27 protein-coding genes are annotated in these 16,570 nt (G+C 41.4%); 17 read left to right on the top strand and 10 right to left on the bottom strand.

Annotated elements, in window-relative coordinates; translation table 11 throughout:
• Positions 1-526 precede the first annotated feature (526 nt).
• Together V7R35_RS14790 and V7R35_RS14785 are read right to left on the bottom strand one after the other, a co-directional pair.
• Entirely contained in the window at positions 527-817 is a 291-nt protein-coding gene (locus tag V7R35_RS14790) for a type II toxin-antitoxin system RelE/ParE family toxin (RefSeq protein WP_061439355.1), read from the bottom strand.
• Positions 810-1,031, bottom strand: coding sequence for a TA system antitoxin ParD family protein (locus tag V7R35_RS14785; protein ID WP_012518669.1), 222 nt, complete (start codon positions 1,029-1,031; stop codon positions 810-812). The genes V7R35_RS14790 and V7R35_RS14785 overlap by 8 nt, the downstream gene beginning before the upstream one ends.
• 190 nt (positions 1,032-1,221) lie before the next feature.
• Between V7R35_RS14785 and V7R35_RS14780 the strand changes: the two genes are divergently transcribed.
• Positions 1,222-1,731 (top strand): YIP1 family protein, encoded by a 510-nt coding sequence (locus V7R35_RS14780; RefSeq protein WP_334015680.1) that lies wholly within the window; start codon positions 1,222-1,224, stop codon positions 1,729-1,731.
• A gap of 91 nt (positions 1,732-1,822) precedes the next feature.
• On the opposite strand, the gene V7R35_RS14775 is transcribed toward V7R35_RS14780, so the two are convergent.
• Positions 1,823-2,125 carry a type II toxin-antitoxin system RelE/ParE family toxin gene (locus V7R35_RS14775; RefSeq protein WP_334015679.1) on the bottom strand — a complete coding sequence of 101 codons (303 nt, stop codon included), beginning with the start codon at positions 2,123-2,125 and terminating at the stop codon, positions 1,823-1,825.
• Entirely contained in the window at positions 2,122-2,364 is a 243-nt protein-coding gene (locus V7R35_RS14770; RefSeq protein ID WP_334015678.1) for a type II toxin-antitoxin system ParD family antitoxin, read from the bottom strand. The genes V7R35_RS14775 and V7R35_RS14770 overlap by 4 nt, the downstream gene beginning before the upstream one ends.
• A 251-nt stretch (positions 2,365-2,615) precedes the next feature.
• Here V7R35_RS14770 and V7R35_RS14765 point away from each other — a divergent pair, with 251 nt between their 5' ends.
• Entirely contained in the window at positions 2,616-2,834 is a 219-nt protein-coding gene (locus tag V7R35_RS14765; protein WP_334015677.1) for an addiction module protein, read from the top strand.
• A gap of 3 nt (positions 2,835-2,837) precedes the next feature.
• Complete coding sequence (locus V7R35_RS14760) at positions 2,838-3,134, top strand: type II toxin-antitoxin system RelE/ParE family toxin (protein ID WP_334015676.1); 297 nt, start codon at positions 2,838-2,840, stop codon at positions 3,132-3,134.
• Positions 3,135-3,237: 103 nt separating this feature from the next.
• On the opposite strand, the gene V7R35_RS14755 is transcribed toward V7R35_RS14760, so the two are convergent.
• Both V7R35_RS14755 and V7R35_RS14750 read right to left on the bottom strand, forming a co-directional pair.
• On the bottom strand, positions 3,238-3,546 hold the full coding sequence (locus V7R35_RS14755) for a CcdB family protein (protein ID WP_334015675.1): 309 nt from the start codon (positions 3,544-3,546) through the stop codon (positions 3,238-3,240).
• Positions 3,546-3,791: a type II toxin-antitoxin system CcdA family antitoxin gene (locus V7R35_RS14750; RefSeq protein WP_334015674.1), complete on the bottom strand. Its 246-nt coding sequence runs from the start codon at positions 3,789-3,791 to the stop codon at positions 3,546-3,548. Before V7R35_RS14750 ends, V7R35_RS14755 begins: the two co-directional genes overlap by 1 nt.
• Before the next feature lie 188 nt (positions 3,792-3,979).
• On the opposite strand from V7R35_RS14750, the gene V7R35_RS14745 reads away from it, so the two are divergent.
• From V7R35_RS14745 to V7R35_RS14690, 12 genes are all read left to right on the top strand, one after another.
• On the top strand, positions 3,980-4,579 hold the full coding sequence (locus V7R35_RS14745) for a CPBP family intramembrane glutamic endopeptidase (RefSeq protein WP_334015673.1): 600 nt from the start codon (positions 3,980-3,982) through the stop codon (positions 4,577-4,579).
• A gap of 137 nt (positions 4,580-4,716) precedes the next feature.
• The gene (locus V7R35_RS14740) at positions 4,717-5,307 is read left to right on the top strand and encodes a hypothetical protein (RefSeq protein WP_334015672.1); all 591 of its coding nucleotides are present in this window, start codon (positions 4,717-4,719) and stop codon (positions 5,305-5,307) included.
• Positions 5,308-5,362: 55 nt separating this feature from the next.
• On the top strand, positions 5,363-5,614 hold the full coding sequence (locus V7R35_RS14735) for a hypothetical protein (protein WP_334015671.1): 252 nt from the start codon (positions 5,363-5,365) through the stop codon (positions 5,612-5,614).
• Between the two features lie 75 nt (positions 5,615-5,689).
• A complete protein-coding gene (locus V7R35_RS14730) occupies positions 5,690-5,908 on the top strand; it encodes a hypothetical protein (protein ID WP_334015670.1) in 219 nt (72 codons plus the stop codon).
• 237 nt (positions 5,909-6,145) lie between these two features.
• On the top strand, positions 6,146-6,433 hold the full coding sequence (locus V7R35_RS14725; RefSeq protein ID WP_334015669.1) for a hypothetical protein: 288 nt from the start codon (positions 6,146-6,148) through the stop codon (positions 6,431-6,433).
• A gap of 58 nt (positions 6,434-6,491) precedes the next feature.
• Positions 6,492-6,689 (top strand): hypothetical protein, encoded by a 198-nt coding sequence (locus V7R35_RS14720; RefSeq protein WP_334015668.1) that lies wholly within the window; start codon positions 6,492-6,494, stop codon positions 6,687-6,689.
• 152 nt (positions 6,690-6,841) lie between these two features.
• Positions 6,842-7,519: a leucine-rich repeat domain-containing protein gene (locus tag V7R35_RS14715; protein WP_334015667.1), complete on the top strand. Its 678-nt coding sequence runs from the start codon at positions 6,842-6,844 to the stop codon at positions 7,517-7,519.
• A 94-nt stretch (positions 7,520-7,613) separates the two neighbouring features.
• Positions 7,614-8,090: a DM13 domain-containing protein gene (locus V7R35_RS14710; protein ID WP_334015666.1), complete on the top strand. Its 477-nt coding sequence runs from the start codon at positions 7,614-7,616 to the stop codon at positions 8,088-8,090.
• A 110-nt stretch (positions 8,091-8,200) separates the two neighbouring features.
• Positions 8,201-8,665, top strand: coding sequence for a hypothetical protein (locus V7R35_RS14705; RefSeq protein ID WP_334015665.1), 465 nt, complete (start codon positions 8,201-8,203; stop codon positions 8,663-8,665).
• A 183-nt stretch (positions 8,666-8,848) separates the two neighbouring features.
• Positions 8,849-9,322, top strand: a complete 474-nt coding sequence (locus V7R35_RS14700) for a DUF2846 domain-containing protein (protein WP_334015664.1) — start codon at positions 8,849-8,851, stop codon at positions 9,320-9,322.
• A 155-nt stretch (positions 9,323-9,477) separates the two neighbouring features.
• Positions 9,478-9,624, top strand: a complete 147-nt coding sequence (locus V7R35_RS14695) for a hypothetical protein (RefSeq protein ID WP_334015663.1) — start codon at positions 9,478-9,480, stop codon at positions 9,622-9,624.
• Positions 9,625-9,740: 116 nt separating this feature from the next.
• On the top strand, positions 9,741-10,070 hold the full coding sequence (locus tag V7R35_RS14690; protein ID WP_334015662.1) for a zinc ribbon domain-containing protein YjdM: 330 nt from the start codon (positions 9,741-9,743) through the stop codon (positions 10,068-10,070).
• Positions 10,071-10,074: 4 nt separating this feature from the next.
• On the opposite strand, the gene V7R35_RS14685 is transcribed toward V7R35_RS14690, so the two are convergent.
• Positions 10,075-10,932: a LysR family transcriptional regulator gene (locus tag V7R35_RS14685; RefSeq protein ID WP_334015661.1), complete on the bottom strand. Its 858-nt coding sequence runs from the start codon at positions 10,930-10,932 to the stop codon at positions 10,075-10,077.
• Between the two features lie 211 nt (positions 10,933-11,143).
• Here V7R35_RS14685 and glyA point away from each other — a divergent pair, with 211 nt between their 5' ends.
• Positions 11,144-12,400, top strand: a complete 1,257-nt coding sequence (gene glyA, locus V7R35_RS14680) for a serine hydroxymethyltransferase (RefSeq protein ID WP_334015660.1) — start codon at positions 11,144-11,146, stop codon at positions 12,398-12,400.
• 116 nt (positions 12,401-12,516) lie between these two features.
• On the opposite strand, the gene V7R35_RS14675 is transcribed toward glyA, so the two are convergent.
• The 3 genes from V7R35_RS14675 to V7R35_RS14665 all read right to left on the bottom strand — a co-directional run bounded on the left by V7R35_RS14675 (position 12,517) and on the right by V7R35_RS14665 (position 15,813).
• The gene (locus V7R35_RS14675; RefSeq protein ID WP_334015659.1) at positions 12,517-12,951 is read right to left on the bottom strand and encodes a hypothetical protein; all 435 of its coding nucleotides are present in this window, start codon (positions 12,949-12,951) and stop codon (positions 12,517-12,519) included.
• Positions 12,952-13,081: 130 nt separating this feature from the next.
• Entirely contained in the window at positions 13,082-14,275 is a 1,194-nt protein-coding gene (locus V7R35_RS14670; protein WP_334015685.1) for an NRAMP family divalent metal transporter, read from the bottom strand.
• Between the two features lie 149 nt (positions 14,276-14,424).
• Positions 14,425-15,813 (bottom strand): alginate export family protein, encoded by a 1,389-nt coding sequence (locus tag V7R35_RS14665; protein WP_334015658.1) that lies wholly within the window; start codon positions 15,811-15,813, stop codon positions 14,425-14,427.
• A 160-nt stretch (positions 15,814-15,973) separates the two neighbouring features.
• Between V7R35_RS14665 and V7R35_RS14660 the strand changes: the two genes are divergently transcribed.
• A complete protein-coding gene (locus tag V7R35_RS14660; RefSeq protein ID WP_334015657.1) occupies positions 15,974-16,384 on the top strand; it encodes a Rho-binding antiterminator in 411 nt (136 codons plus the stop codon).
• The last annotated feature ends 186 nt before the right edge of the window (positions 16,385-16,570 follow it).

Genomic DNA, 16,570 nt, shown 5'->3' with positions numbered 1-16,570 from the left:
TGCCCATGATTAGATTATGAAGATTTATTGCTTAACTATCGGAATATCTCTATTAGTTGGTTCAGCTATTTTGCTGTTAAATAGAATTCAATTTATGTATCGCGCAAGAACAGTAAATGCGGTTGTTGTAGACAAAATCTTTCGTAATGCGAGTACTGAAACTCGTTCAAGTAGAGCGAAGGTTTTGAAGCTCAGCTTCGATCATCCGTCTTCTGGACCAACAAGTTATGTTTGCGACACCAGCATATTTACAATGCTCTTTGATATAAATGACAAATTAAAGCTATCAATCTTGGGTGATAGAGTGTTAATAAAACACTGGGGCTATGTAATTTTGGCTCCGGCGGCATTATTAATTTTTGGCATTCTATGCATTTATGTGTCGTATCAAATTTAGCGCAAGGCATAACAAACTGCTGTAGTCGCTCGCAGACTAGCTGGGACGCAAACACATGGGCTGTGTCGCTTCGCTCCTAATTTTAACCCATGTGTTTCCGCCCCTTATGTGGGTGTTATACGCAATTGGTCAGAATAACTTTTTAACATCGCGGTAAAAGTTTTCATGAGAACCAAGAGCTATTAATTCAAGTATTACAGTGCCGTCCTCGTAGCTGTAACCTAATAAGGTTAACTGCTTAACCATCTTGAACTTGTACACGCGAAGAAAAGCAAGGTCGCCTTTTTTCTGTTCACCTAGAAGAGGATCATCCATCAGTTCCTTTACAGCTTTATCTAAGTCTTTTTTCTGATTCTTATGTAACTTCTTTACTGCTCTCTTAAAATTAGCTGTCTGTAAAACACTCGTAATCTTAGCCAAAATCGTAAGGCTCCAATTTTCCAGCCTCTTTTTCCGCTTTGGAAATAATTGCCTGTTTCACGAATTCGTATGGTAAATCAGGATTATCTTCCATCATTTCACCTATTTTTGCCCAGTGCTCAATCTGTTTTGGCATAGTTCGGTTCAGTGCTTTGCCCATAATAGTAGCTTTCTCAACTAGATCTTGGTCTAGTCTTACGCTCGCGGTTGCCATAATATGTCTCCTAATAGTTTATTACCATATTGTAGCAATGCGCTACAGGTGTGGCAAATTGCGTATAACAAACGCATTAACACTCGCTGCTCTCGCTAGGGACAAAAACACGTAGGCTCCCTTCGCTTCGCTCTGTATTATAGCCTACGTATTTTTGCCCGTTATGCGGGCCGTTAAGGAAGAGTAATACGTGCAGTTAGAATTAGTTAAAAATGTATTTATTTCACCGAAAGAAACCTTCAAGGCGCTTCCAAGCGATAAGTTATTTCTTCTTGCTTGGCTCGCACCGTTTTACTTTGGTATTGCGAGGATTTACCGACCGGGTACCTATGAAAAGGCTTTGAGTGCAGTTGGTAACGAATACTTATTGTTTATATTGGGTTCAATTTTTGCCCTAGTCATGATCCCGCTAAGTGCTTTAATTGTTAAACTGCTAATAAGGATTTTTGGTAAAAAACTGACAATCAAAAAACTCATGAATATTTATGGTTATGCGCTAATTCCTCGAATCGTTGTTGCTATATTTGCTTACGCAGTAATATTCGTGAATCCAAATCTTTTACAAGAACAAGGCATGAACCCTCTTGGAATTACGATAGCTGTTGCAGGAGTGGGTGCAATGCTTTATACAATTTTTCTATACATTTATGGCATCGTAGTTTCGCCAAGTGTAGTAAAAGCGCATCACAAACCGCTGTAAACATGCGCGGGGCGCACTGAGACAGTAACACGTGGGCTCTGTCGCTTCGCTCGAATTTTAGCCCTACGTGCCTGCGCCCCATATTTAGGCGTTATACGCCAAAGCGTACAGGATTTACATCCATACTTTTATGAAGGATTCTTATGATCAGAACTTCCTGACTGCCCGTTTGTTTGTAGAAAATAACATGGCTACCTTGCGGAAACTTTCTGTATCCATCTCTTACTTCGTCGCAGCTTTTTCCGATATCAGGATTTTCAGACAACATCCAAAATGAATCATCGAACTGTTTTAGGTATAAATTACGCTGTTCCCGCCCCCATTTCCGCTGTGTAAATAACGCGATATCTTTTAAATCGGATTTTGCGAGTATAGTTAACTTAAATGGTTTCACTCTTTTAATTCACCATCTAGTTCTGATATCAGGTTCTCAAGGTCGTATTCAGCCTCGCCGCTTTCTTCACCTGCTACAAGTAATTGACGCAAAGTGTTTAATTTGGTCTCCTGTGTTTCTAGCAAGCGAAGAGCTGAACGAATTACTTCACTCGCTGAACCATACCGACCAGATTGAATTTGACTAGCAATAAAGCCATCAAAATGGTCACCAAGGGTAATGCTGGTATTTTTAGCCATTTGCTTTCTCCAAGTACCAATAAATACCTAATTATGGTATTTGCGCACTGTAAGTCAATAGCGCATACAAACGCATTAACACTCGCTCCGCTCGCTAGGGACAAAAACACGTAGGCTCCCTGCGCTTCGCTTGGTATTGTAGCCTACGTATTTTTGCTCCTTATTTAAAAGTTAGCCGCTACTTGTAAACCCAGCCTTTCACTTCTCTTTTTTAGTAGTAATATCAAATCATACCCAATGGGAGTTATTTTATGTCTGATGCATTAAAAGTGATGCTTGAAAATATCGAGCAACTCAGTACTAAAGAGAAAGCACTTGCTGCCCACTGTCTTTTAACGGCTATGGATACCAAGATTGATAGCGATGTGGAATCCGAATGGGTAAAACTTGCAGAATCTCGCAGCTCAGAGCTAGAGTCTGGTGCGGTAAAAAGCATTAGTTGGGAAGAGATAGAAAAGGATCTTAATTAAAAGATGCTTCCTGTTTCCTTTCACCCAGAGGTTAAAAGGGAAATAAAAGAGTCGTTTGATTGGTATCAAGAACAGTCATTGGGTTTGGGTCACGAGTTTACCCAAGAACTCAAGGAAGCCATCGATTCAGTTAGCTCTTTGCCATCGGCATGGACAAAAATGGGGCAAACTCATCGACGCTTTGTCTTAAGCAGGTTCCCATACTCTATTATTAATAAAATTATCGAAAACAGGGAAATTAGTGTGGTAGCTATTATGCACAACCACCGAAAACCAGGGTATTGGCACGAACGCGGCTAAAAATACGCTCAAGCAACTCCCTCCGGTCGCTGGGACGCTAACACGTGGGCTGGCTCACTTCGCTCGGATTTTAGCCCACAAGCTAGCGCCCCTTATTAGAAAGTTATATTCCAGTGATGACGAAGTCTATTGCATCTATCAGCAGTTCTCTGGACTGCTCCAGCGAACCAATGCGCTCCTTGAGCACGTCTTCGGGTATAGAACAAAGCTGTTGCGGTAGAAATAAGTATGTTGTGCCCTCAAATTCTATCTCCGGCGTCAGCTTCTTCATGTAAAAACTGTTTCTAGTTGTTAACGGTACAACCAACCTTGTTGTCAATTGATCAATTACAGAGTTTTGAACATCAACAAGAAAAGGGTAAGCTTCGTGAGTCTTCTTGCTTGGGTTTCTGTAAACGTCAAATTGCGCCATTAGAAGTTCCTGTACTCATCACCTAAACAACCGTTCTCAGCAACGAATTCGTTGTATGCAGCTATGGCAGCTTTGTTTTCTTTTTTCCATTTCTCTGCTTCAATACTTTTTAGCTTGTCTTTAAGTGCTTGCTCTAAGGTCGCAGACAGATTAACTTTTAAACTTCGAGCTTTTTGCAATAAGTCGCTATTTAAGCTTAGATTTGTCGCTTTCTTGGGTGCATTGATGTCATATAAATCTTGCATTAATTACTCCAACTAAGTTTAACACCAAGTATACGCATGCAAATGCGCATTGCAAAGCATAGTTGGAATATAACAAACGCATTAACACTCGCTGTGTTCGCTGAACCATATAAACGCAGGGCCGCTTCGCTATTGTGCCCTACGCGTTATCGCCCATTTTTGAAAAGTTATGTGCTAAAGGGAATTTTATGCAATCTATTAACAATCAAACTTTTAAAATAATTTCATCGATAATCTTAGTCCAAGGAGGTATTTTATTTTTTTGGTTTTTTACATCTGAAAATTTTATTGCCTCGTTAGGCTTCTCAACATTAACAAATGCGAGTGCTTTGGCTTGGTGTACCGCTGCTTTGGTCGTCGTTATATATGTGTGGGGTGCAGCTAGTATCTCAAATGTACGCGAGCATATGTTTAAGTTTAATAAACTAAAATTTTTGGCTTTAACAGGAGCGCTGGTATCTGGCGTCTTTGAAGAATTAGTATTTCGAAAATTATTAATGGATTATCTTCAAGAAGAAGGCTTTGGTAATTTCATACAAATCATTATTTCAGGTTTAGCATTTGGACTAGCTCATTTAGTCTGGGGTGGTAAGGCTTTATCAGCAGCTATTAATGCCACTTTTTACACTTTTTTCTTGGGAGCTGGACTTGCTCTTGTCTACATAATCAGTGATAGAAACTTAGCTCTTTGCATTGTTGCACATACAATAGTAACTGGCTTAATAGAACCTGGGTTAATAAAGTCAGCGTTATTAGACAAGCTGGGATATTTCAAGGAACGCACATAGCACTAAACAAACGCATATCGGGGTCGAAACACCCCATACTTGAACTACTTAGTGTTTTTTAATAGGTGAAATGCGCACCTTAAGCTGAGGCAACTTGCCTTGTGCTTATTATTAATTTGTTTATCAAAAGGATTGATATGCTGTACATAATATTCACTGCCCTTCTTTGCTTTCTGGGTATTTTTACATTTATCCCTAAATTCAAAAGCGTTATCGAACGCCATGATGTCGGCATAAACTTTTTTCTCACTCTTATTGCAACGTTGGTTGGCGTTCTGTTAGCCATCTCCTTTACCAATTACGAAGCCGAACAGAAAGAAAAGCATGATGTTATTAAGCTTTTAAATTCATCAATATCGTCAGTAAAAACATGTTATGAATACAGCGAAGAATTAACGGAGTTTTTTAACTCGTTACCAGAAGAAGACAGCTTAAGGGATGAGTTCTATATAAAAAATCCACCACCATACCCAGATTATTTAGACACGTTTTTAATGCAAAATATCGTAAGTAAAAACTTGTCAGGAACCACATTAAGTGAGTTGAATGAATACTTAATTAATCTCAAAAGAAGTCGAACTTTTAATGCACCTTTATATCTCAAGGTATTAGAACAAACATTGAAACTTTTAGAGCTAGAAGTCGCCTTCCAAAAGGATATTATAAGCGAAGTTCAACTGGATGCAGAGATAAGTGAATTGGACGACATCTTAACATCAAGTTATTAACCTGCAGCTTTGATGTTACTTACTAACTGAACGAGCCCGAGTTTTATGGAAAAATATGAAAACTAAAATATTTACTACAGTATTAATATGCGCATTCTTAAATGGATGTGCCGCAACCGCTAATAAAGCTGCAAATGATTTTCTTGATGGCGCCAGTTCCAGCGCTGAATCAAGGCGTCAAAAACAATCAAACTTCCCACACCAAGGAAGGTCTGACCCAGACAATGAATTCATTGAAGACACAATGTCTGGCGTACTTACTGCAATTTTTCGAGGTATGTTTGGTTCTGATGATGACAACGATTAGTAAAAACCCGACCAACGAATACTTGTTTTCGATAACAGATTACCCCTTTTAAAGTTAAATCATGGAGGATTAAAAATGAACTTAAACGCAACACTAATAGGGCAAATTGCTTTTGCCTTAAGTATTTTATGTGCTGTTGCTGGCTACGTACTTGGCAAAAGAAAAACCAACACTCCAAAACTAATGGCTCTATTAGGCTTCATTTTTGGTTTTATTCCGCCGCTAGGACCTATTTTCATTTTAGTTTTAGCATTAAAGAAAGATGTATATAGCGCTTCAGAAATACAGCCTTAAGCAATGACTCTTAAAACTCAACTATAGTAAAGATAGTGAACTTTTTATGAAGTAACTCTCATTGGTACTTCTGAGTACATGAGATAAAAGCTTGCGCAAATTAATCCAACAACCGCATATAAAACAGCGAAAGAAATAAAGATTCTGGCTTAAGATACAGTATCTAATTTTATCCATTTTGTTAGATTTTTAGTGTGCATTTTGGAAGCACAAAAATCTAACTTAAAGGAAGAATTCATGAGAACTGATAGCACAAACGAAATTGTAGTGTTGAACGAAAATGAAATAGAGCAGGTAAGCGGTGCTTTTCTTGCAAATATCGGAATGGGCGTGGTTGGTGCAGCTGCATGGATGGGCGCGTATGCCATGTCAGGGTGGTCGTCTGGATTGAGTGGCTCTGGTTTTCTGGGCGCAGCTGCTGGAGGATTTGTTCATGGCGCAGGAGGTTTTAATGCAGTAAGTGCATCTGCCGGCGCCGCAACATCTGGTGCCGTCGTATATCTTACCTCAACTGATGATGAATAAATGAAATGAGTACGGGGGAGGTTATACTCCCCTCAATGTTAAACTAAAGGAGTTGGCCATGAATCAATTTAAAAGTGCTGCAATTGTGTTTTTTTCGGTATTTTTCTCACTATTTTTCGTGCAAGCTGCTTTTGCTGTTTTCGGAATAAAAGAGCATGCGCTATTGCTCACCATTTGCGTTATTTTAAGCGCTTCTTTATCTAATCAATTAACGCTTAAACTATTTAAGGTTAGTAGCTCTGATAACCAACTTTGAATATAGAAGTGTTACGCTTGAGGATATTCGTCAGAATGAAAATAATGAAAAATATCGTATTTGAGCCTCAACATGCATTCATACTTTGCTTTGCAAAAGTTCGATTAACGCTAGTAAAGTCTACCTTAGAATAGCAAACGGTAAACAAGCCTATGCGTGCTTTACTTAAGAAAATTGATCAGTTTAGATACAAGAAATTGTTCGAAATACGGCAAGATGAGCACAACATAGGCGAAGTGTTGATTGTTAAAAATGCCTGGTCTGAAAAAACTCACGCATTTATGCTCAAGCATAATATTAAGGCTCTGCGACTTACCGACTCTTACGGGTTCAAGGGCCAAGATTTGTCATTTTTATCATCGCTCACCTTTTTACGCAGCTTGGAAATATATTGTTGGGATGCGAAAGGTTTGAAAATTGTGGAGTCACTGCCGCAATTAGAGGTATTGGGGCTACAATATGAATCACATCAAAAAATGGATTTGTCGAACTTCACAAAGTTGCGGGTTGCACTACTTCGATGGTCAAAAGGACTGGACACTTTATTTACGCTACCGACAGTAGAGTTGTTGAACATACAAAACTATCCTTCTGAAGATCTTACTCCCATTCTGTCTATGACACAATTGAAGAAGCTGTACATTACTTCTCGTAAGCTGAAGACTTTGACGGGCATTAGACAGTTACCTCAACTTGAAGTGCTCGACTTATATAATTGCCCTTTCTTAACATCATTAGATGGCACAGAGAAGCTGAAAAAGCTCCACACACTTGAAATTAAAGCGTGCAAGCGTATGGGTGACAGGACTATTACTGCTAAGCCAGCATAAACAACAACATTGATTTTTCTGCATTGTGCAGTGTATTAATAGAAACCACAGAAACGTTTTTTCACGTTAACAATCAACAAAGGCAGTCAATATAATGCCCTTTAAAAAACTAGCGCTGATTATTGTCTCTCATGTGGTTATCGCCTTTGCTGGCTTTGCTTTAGGTATTTATAGCTTACCCTTACTCACCGCTCCCGCTTCTCCTTCAAACGAAGCACTAATAAAAGCAAGTAATAGCGCTACGTTTACCACCCATTTTGTTGAAGATTTAGAAGACAGTGACTTTTTGCACTGGGGTGAAGGTATCGTGTATATCTCTGATAAACAGATTGCGTTTCAAGGAAAACTAGCGCCCGGGCCAGATTACAAACTGTATTTGTCACCAGAATTTGTTGAGACCGAAGATGACTTTCTTCGCCTTAAGCATCTCATGGTAAAAGTGGGTAATGTAGACACATTTAACCACTTTATGGTGCCTGTTCCTAACACTGTAAACCCACAGCAATACTCAAGTGTTATTGTGTGGTGCGAATCTTTTGGACAGTTTATTACATCGGCCCGTTACCAGTAGAAAAGATTCACACTCGCTTAAAAAATGTTTACTTTAGCGCTGCGCTCTTGCACTCTACGTTTTAGTTTTTTTAAGCGTTTGCTAACTATATTATTTATAGGGAAATAAATATGAAATACCTCTTAATATTGCTTGCTGTTGCACTCACTGGTTGTAGCAGCACACAGGTAACTTCAAACAATACCCAAAGCACCAACTCGCCGTTAGGCTATTCTGACACTATGGAAATCATTCGCGCCGCCGCAGCTGCAGCGCCAGAAAAAATAAAGGGCGAATACACTTTAAAAATAAAAGCTGCAGGCTCACAAAGACGTCATCTATTTTTGAATACCGAAAACGACTATCGTGATCAGCGCAATGTAACTATAGCGTTATCTCCAAGTGTAATATCAGATTTATCAAAACAATACGGATTAGACCTTGAACGTTTTTTTGTTAATAAAACACTGAAGGTAAAAGGCGAAGCACAACGAGTGAAGATTTATTTTATGCGTGCTCCTAGAGTACCTAGCACTAAATATTACTATCAAACACACATTCCAATTACCAACATATCACAGCTACAAGTAATTTAAATAAACTGCGCAAACACAGAGGGCAAAGACCTACTAGACAAAGGTTTAGTACCGAACATCACTGATAGTTGCGATGATAAAAGCATAACAAACACTCTGATGGATTTTGTGGAGTGTTAGGCTTAGTTACTAAACGAGCCTAGGTTATATAAAAAAACAATAAATAATGAAAAGGAAACAGCAATGAAGAAACTTTACCAACTTGCCTTTGTCTGTATGGCCATTGTGATGGGAGGATGCGCAAGCTTACCGTCACCAGAGGAAATGCGTGCAGCAACAGCAAACTTTACCGTACCGCAATTGCCTGAAGAGGGCAAAGCCATGGTATACGTAGTTCGCCCTTCCTCACTAGGTGGATTAATTCGTTTCAACGTTTTCGTTGACGATAAAGAAGCTGAATCTGAAATGGGTTATACGCGTGCATCGCAGTATGTTTATTTCAATGTAGAGCCGGGCGACCACCAAATTCTTTCAAAAGCCGAGAACTGGGCCGAAGCAAATGTAACAGTAAAGGCGGGTGACGTAGTTTTTCTACAGCAAGAGCCATCTATGGGCATTTTGATGGCGCGCAATAGCCTATTTAAATTGCAAGACTACGAAGGAAAGTACCACGTAAAAACACTTAGCGAAGGCACTATTATTAAAACCAACAAATAGTTGCTTTGCGTTTTAAGATACTAGCGGGCGCCATATGGTAGCCCGCTTTTTTATGATGATTCGTAACATTTCATTACAGTTCATAAATTGAACAACACACCTCAAGCGCATATGCTTAACTAAATACCATTGGATTTTGTGTAAAAGGATAAAATATGAAGTGCGATAAACTAACCACTAAGATGAGCTTATGTTGGGGTGCAGCCATTATTTGTGCCGCAATGTTTGATGCACCTGAATTTTTCACCTTAATACTACTACCAATACTTGCCTTCACTTCAATAGCAAACGTTAAGAAATAGAGTTACGGCAGCTATTTTCAAAACACGCTCGCGGTGGTTTGTATTGATAAAGATGTTTAAGCACGACACAGGCTGGTATACTTCCCGCTTTACCATGTCGTTATTTAAGGTTTGTTATGTCGTTACCTCCATGCCCACACTGCCAGTCTGAATATGTTTATGAAGACCAGTCTTTATTGATATGCCCTGAGTGCGGCCACGAGTGGAACCCTAATGACGTTGAAGAAGAAACTTCAGCAAACGATGCGAACGGCACGCCGCTTGTTGCTGGCGACAAAATTACACTGGCGAAAGATCTAAAAGTAAAAGGCAGTTCGCTAATTCTGAAAATTGGTACAAAAGCCGTTATTCGCCACGTGAAAGAGAGTAAAGACCACCAGCTAGACTGTAAAGTAGACGGTGCTGGCGAGATGATGCTAACGGCACAATTCGTAAAAAAAGCCTAAAAGCTTAGAAATTGGCTACTTCGCTCACGATAGTGTCGGCTAACAAGCTAATGGCTTTTGACGACACTTTTTGAGGATTCACCAAACACACCCCCATATGCCCCAATTCAGGTAGTTCTGCCGAACTTGGCAAAATGTGTAGCCCAGGTGGCACCGAGCTTTTTGCTAGCACTGTAATTCCCAGCCCTTCGTTTATAGCCGTTTGAATACCGTTAAGGTCGGCAATGGTGTACACCACCTGCCATGGCTTTTTGCTTGCGTTAAGCAGATGAATAGCACGCTTTCTATACGTACAAGGGTTAGGTGCAGCAATAAGCGGTAGCTTGCTGGGAATGCTATTTACAAAGCGCTGGCTACCTACCCATACAAGCTGGTCGGTTGTGATATAACCGTCTTGATTAGGGTCTGGTGTCTCTTGTAACGATAATATTAAATCGAACTGGCTTTTTAACGGCTCACTAAGTAAATCTTTACTTAACGCACAATGCACTTCCAATGAAATTTCAGGGTAGGTTTGCGTAAACTGCCGAATAATTTTTGGCATTAAGATTGTAGAAAACTCGCTGGGGATCCCAAGTTTTATGTTGCCCGTTACCTGCGGTTTACCAAATTCAGCCATGGCTTGGTCGTTTAGCGCTACTATTTTTTCGCCATAGGCTAACAACTTGCTGCCAGCCACCGTAAGCGACAGCTTATTTTTGTCACGAGAAAACAGCTTTTCTCCTACCATTTCTTCTAACTTTTTTATTTGCAAACTGATGGCTGGCTGGGTTCGCTGAAGTTGCTCTGCACACTGCGTATAGCTTCCGGTTTGCGCAATGATCACAAAAGAACGAAGGAAGTCGATAGACAAGTTTTTCATAACCACCACATCAATTTAGTTATCAGTTTAGTTAAAACGCAAGGCAAACTTAACGCCACCCGCATAGTTTATGCAGCTGCTTTAATTGCACAGCAACCTCATTTAATAAAGTTATGATGCCATATTTTTTATTAATTTTATTTATTCTTTTTTCAGTTCTACCATCAACCCATTCAAAGCGCGTGCAAAATAAGACAGATAAGGAGCAAGCATGAACAGCCTTAACAACAACCTACACCAAATAGACCCCGATATTGCAGAGTTTATCGAGCAAGAAAATGTTCGACAGGAGCATCATATCGAGCTAATTGCTTCAGAAAACTACGCCAGCAAAGCAGTGATGCAGGCACAGGGCAGCCAGCTTACCAACAAGTACGCCGAGGGATACCCCACAAAGCGTTACTATGGTGGTTGTGAGGCAGTAGATAAGGTTGAGCAGCTTGCTATTGACCGCGCAAAAGCGCTTTTTGAAGCCGACTATGTAAACGTTCAGCCGCACTCTGGTTCGCAGGCCAATACTGCCGTTTATATGGCACTCCTTAACCCCGGCGACACAATTTTGGGTTTAAGCCTTGATCATGGCGGGCACTTAACTCATGGTGCAAAACCTAATTTTTCGGGCAAGCTATATAATGCTGTTCAGTATGGTTTAAACACCGAAACCGGTGAAATTGACTACGAACAGGTGCAGCAATTAGCTGAAACACATCGCCCTAAAATGATTGTGGCAGGGTTTTCTGCTTATTCTCGTGTAGTGGACTGGCAGCGTTTTAGAGACATTGCAGATAGTGTAGGCGCCTATTTGCTTGTTGATATGGCCCATGTAGCGGGGCTAGTTGCGGCGGGAGTTTATCCATCCCCTATTAATGCTGCGCATGTGGTAACTACCACTACCCACAAAACCCTTCGCGGCCCACGCGGCGGGTTGATTATGTGTAAAGCTAACCCCGAGCTTGAGAAAAAGTTTAACTCGCTTATTTTTCCAGGCATTCAAGGCGGCCCATTGATGCACGTTATTGCGGCAAAAGCGGTGGCATTTAAAGAAGCAATGAGCGCTGAGTTTAGAGCCTATCAAGCCCAAGTAGTTAAAAACGCGCAAGCAATGGCAACAGTATTTATGCAGCGTGGTTTCGACGTAGTGTCAAACGGTACCGACAACCACATGTTCTTGCTTAGCTTAATTAAGCAAGATATGACGGGTAAACAAGCCGACGCCATACTTAATAGCGTAAACATTACCGTGAACAAGAATACGGTACCAAACGACCCACAGTCGCCATTTGTAACCAGTGGGATAAGAATTGGTACGCCTGCTGTCACCTCACGTAACTTTGATGAGAGTGATTGTACACAGTTAGCAGGCTGGATTTGTGACGTGTTACTTTCACCGGAAGATGAAAGCGTTGTGGCAAGGGTAAAAGACAGTGTAGCCACGCTAACCGCCGCTCGCCCGGTTTACACTAAGTAAAACTTTCCACCGTTAAGGCAAGGCATGCACGCCCAACCGCATGCTTTGCCTTGTGTTTTCTATTACTTGTATTTTAGCAAGCTCTCGAACTTAATTTAGGTAATGCCAACACCTTGCTACAGCGAGCGAATATGACCGTTGCATGTTGCTACCATTACTCGCCATACTAACTTGGCACGTTCGTTAAACTCTCGAACAGGCACACCCCACGCTTTTTCCATTGCGTTTTGCCATACGCTGCACTGCGCTATATCGTTTGAGTGTATTGGCGCAAGAGACAAGCTAATTCGCAATGCTTCTAACCAATCGTTAAACACCACATCACGCTTTCCCTGCTCGCGCAGCTGGCTTATCTGTAAAGAAGCCTGTTGCTTAATGCTCTGTAGCCTGCGGTAAATAACGCGAGGATCTTCCTCTTGCCCAAGTAGATAAAGCTCGCGTTCTATATCGAATGCATTATGCCAACGCATGGTTTGCTCTTTTTCTTGTCCACAGCCAAGTAGGGTTAGCAACACGGTAATAAGAAGAAAAGGCTTTAATAAAGCCGCCATATGAAAGCCCATTGCGTGATTTTGATTAAAGCGCACCAAACGGCAACCTCAAAAAATATAGATGGTATTAGTATAGAAGAGGTTAAATGAATCGAACTAAGATTGAACTCATTAATTAGTTTAACTAGCGCTAGTAAAACCACTTCCACCAGATAAACACGAAAAGAAAACCAAATAGATAGACAAGCCCAATAATACTTAAAATCTTCACAGCTTTACTAGGTGCTGCGTCGGGATGCAGCTCGGTTTTCTGCACTAACTTATGGTTAAGCCATGCAAACACTGGCGTGGTAATAAATGCCAACGTCATTGCAAACCCTAACATGGCAAGTAATGCCGACTTAAAGAACATAACAATGGTAAAACTTACCGCGGCCATAACCAGCAGTACTGGGGTAACGAGTTTATCGCGCCACGCTTTACCGCGATCCGCCAGTAAGCTAATACCTTCAGCCACTACGCGGGCATAACCATCGTACACCGTAAGTGCCGAGCCAAAAATACATAAGAATGCGACCATAGCAATAAGCCAATGAGACCAGCTGCCAATGGTACTTGAATACATACTTATAAGCTGATGGGAAAAACCAATTCCGCTAGTACTAAGTGTTTCACCACTGCCATAAACAATAAGCGCGCCTAACCCTAAAAACAGCAGCGCCAATAGCGCAGTAACACCGTAACCTAAATTGAAGTCGAACAACGCCGTTTTGGGTGTAACTGCACGGTGTTGGCATTGTCGTTTTAACCACAAAGACGTAATAGATGAAATTTCAATAGGTGCCGGCATCCAGCCCATGGTTACTACCAAAAAACCGAGCGTTGCCAATGTATAAGGAGAAGGAGGGTTTGCAGGCGTTTGCGCAGGATTGTAATTCGACAGTGCAACAAAAAATACTGCAACGGTGGCTATTACCAGTACGCCCATTATCAGTTTGGCAATGTTGTCTAGCCCTTCGAAATGCCCAGCAAGAATGATAAGTAGAATAAGCGCAAGCACTATGGCAGCAGACAGCGAAATAGCGATATCGAAAGGAATAAAATACGACAGCAAACTTGCGGCGAATAGCAGCAGTGCAGCGGCGTTTACCACGCTTGCCACACTGTTAAGCGCAAGTGCCATAACAAGGTAGCGTTTGCCCATGGTCGCATAGCCCTGTTGCAGCGTTTGCTTGGTGCTGATGGTATAGCTTACCCCTGCCCTAAAGAAAGGGTATTTCAATACGTTTACCGCAAGGATAAGTAGCGCAAGCTGCCAGCCAAATTTGGCTCCGGCTTGGGTAGACGCTACCAAATGGCTGCCACCAACAGCTGCTGTGGCCATTAACACGCCGGGCCCTAATAACTTTAACAGTGCTACACAACGAGCAAACAACGATAAGTGGGCAATGGACGACAAGGCAACCTCTTGATTTCAGTTTAATTTTAATAAAGCCTTGCCGTACCTTAGCAGGTTAATTGGGCATGGAAAAGCTAGAAGGAATACATTGCGCCAGTGAATAAGAACGCGCTGTTATCGCTATAATCGCCCCGCTCAAACCCTTCACCTTTAAACAAATAAGCACCACCTAACGACAAGCGCAATTCAGGGTACAGCCAATAGCGCCAGCGTGCTTCCACCTGATGACCAATAAAACTGTCTACCGCTTCAGGGGCTTTTTGATACCAATAGGCTTTGTACCCAAGCATGATGTTGTGCTGACGAGTTGGCTTACTAACGCTACGAAGACCAAAGGTTTTAAGGTTGCGACGTTGAAAACCTTGATATACATCGGTTGGGCCAAAGTCGAAGCGACGAACACCATACAGGCTATCAAAATCTGAAATAGTATTGTCGGTGTTATCATTGTCACCGCTGATGTAATCAACTTCTGCGCGTAAGAACGTGTTGTCGGTAATTTGCTTACCTACATAGCCAAACAGCATATAAGCACGCACGTCTTTTTCATCAACGTCGTTAGGCGACGCACTTTCGTGGGCACTACCAATTTGCCCAATTATTTCTGCGTTCGCTTTCCAGCCTTGCCCTAGCGGTTTGGTGTAATCAAGCGACAGGGTATACAAATCACGGTTTCGGGTAGCCAGATCAGCGCTGTCTTTTTCTTTCAACCAATAGCTTTGAATGCGCGTGTTTTTGCTGGGCGACTGGGCGTAAAAACCGAAGAATTTGCGCTCGCTAAAGCTTTTATCAATGCCTCGTGAATTGGAGTCTATGCTGTCGCGATCGTTAGGAAAGCGAGACACCGGAAGTAAATACACACCGTTCACTAGCCAGTCATTAAACTCGCCTTCTACAACAAGACCATCGTAGCTGTTGGTCGCGTTTCGATAAATCGCCTTTGCCAGTAGTCGCCTGCTGCCATAATCTAATTCCATGCGGCCAAATTTAATCGCATTGATACCTTCAATACTCTCTGGTTTGTAGCTAACAAATAACTGTACAGGCTCTAATGTATTAACTTGGTTTGAACCAAGTGTAGGGTCGTTTTCATCTAAAAACGCGCGAGAGTCTCTGATATCTAATGTAGCGCTAACATTGTTATAGTTAAGCGTGGTCTTAAAGATTATGCGGGTAGATATGCGCTGGTTACTTTGTTCACGACTTTCTGCAGACGTTGGAAATATGGGGTTATTTAGCGCTTCATAGCGCACACGATAAGAGCCTGAGAAATCGACGGTAAGCTGGTCTTTCGCTTGATTGCTATCGCCAATCGCTGAGGTAGCGTAGGCCGGTGTTATTACATAAATAACGCCTATAAAAAGTGCGCTTAACGAACTAACTACCCTAAATCTTCTCTTCAGCATTATGCCTTTTAACGCCTTGCGTGCAAGCACACGAATAGAAGAAGCTAAGCCGTACATGTAAAACACCTAAAAAATGAGTAGAACTGGCTGAAGTATATAGCTTATTTAGAATTACGCATTAACCTTCTTCATATCAAACGCAAGCTATTGTGGTTAATAGGTAACGGTTAATCAGCAATGGTTAGCAGATAATGGCTAACAAATATGAGAATTCGCTATGCAAAACCAAACACCTATTGCATGCCAACTGTACGACTATATTGAAATTGCCTGCATGTATAACCTGCACGTGATGGTTACGCTTAAAAACGATGCTGTGTCGTTGTCTTGGCTGTCTAGTGAAGATAAACACGGCGAAAAGAAACCTGTGAAAGGCCCGCATACAGAAAAAGCCAATGCAATAGACATTACAGGCTTTGCGAAAACCACAAAAATGCTAACCACTGATATGGGAAAAATTGAGTGCGTAGCGCTACTACCTCTTAGCCACATGGCCCAAAGCGACGCACAAACAAGCGGTATATCGGCAGATAAAGAACAGAAGGAAATGGTAATGATAGCCCTTACCGACATTGTGTCGCTTACCGCCATCACTAAAAACCCGCATTTTAGCGTAGTTCACTTCTAATTTTTAAAGGGCTGCGCTACAGTGCGCCAGAATTACAAACGTATTAGTGCGTTAAGCCAAGCTAGTTCAATGCCTCTCTAGCTAAGTACAGGACTAGATACAGGGCTAAATACAGAGGTAATTCATTTACGCTGTTTTCACCGCCAGGCAGCGCCCCAAAACAACACAAGTCAATAAAACACAATA

It is taken from the genome of Alteromonas sp. S167, from assembly GCF_036864375.1.
In the GTDB taxonomy this organism is placed as follows: domain Bacteria; phylum Pseudomonadota; class Gammaproteobacteria; order Enterobacterales; family Alteromonadaceae; genus Alteromonas.
Note: the sequence above shows the minus strand (reverse complement) of the source record. Positions and strands in the feature narration are given on the sequence as shown.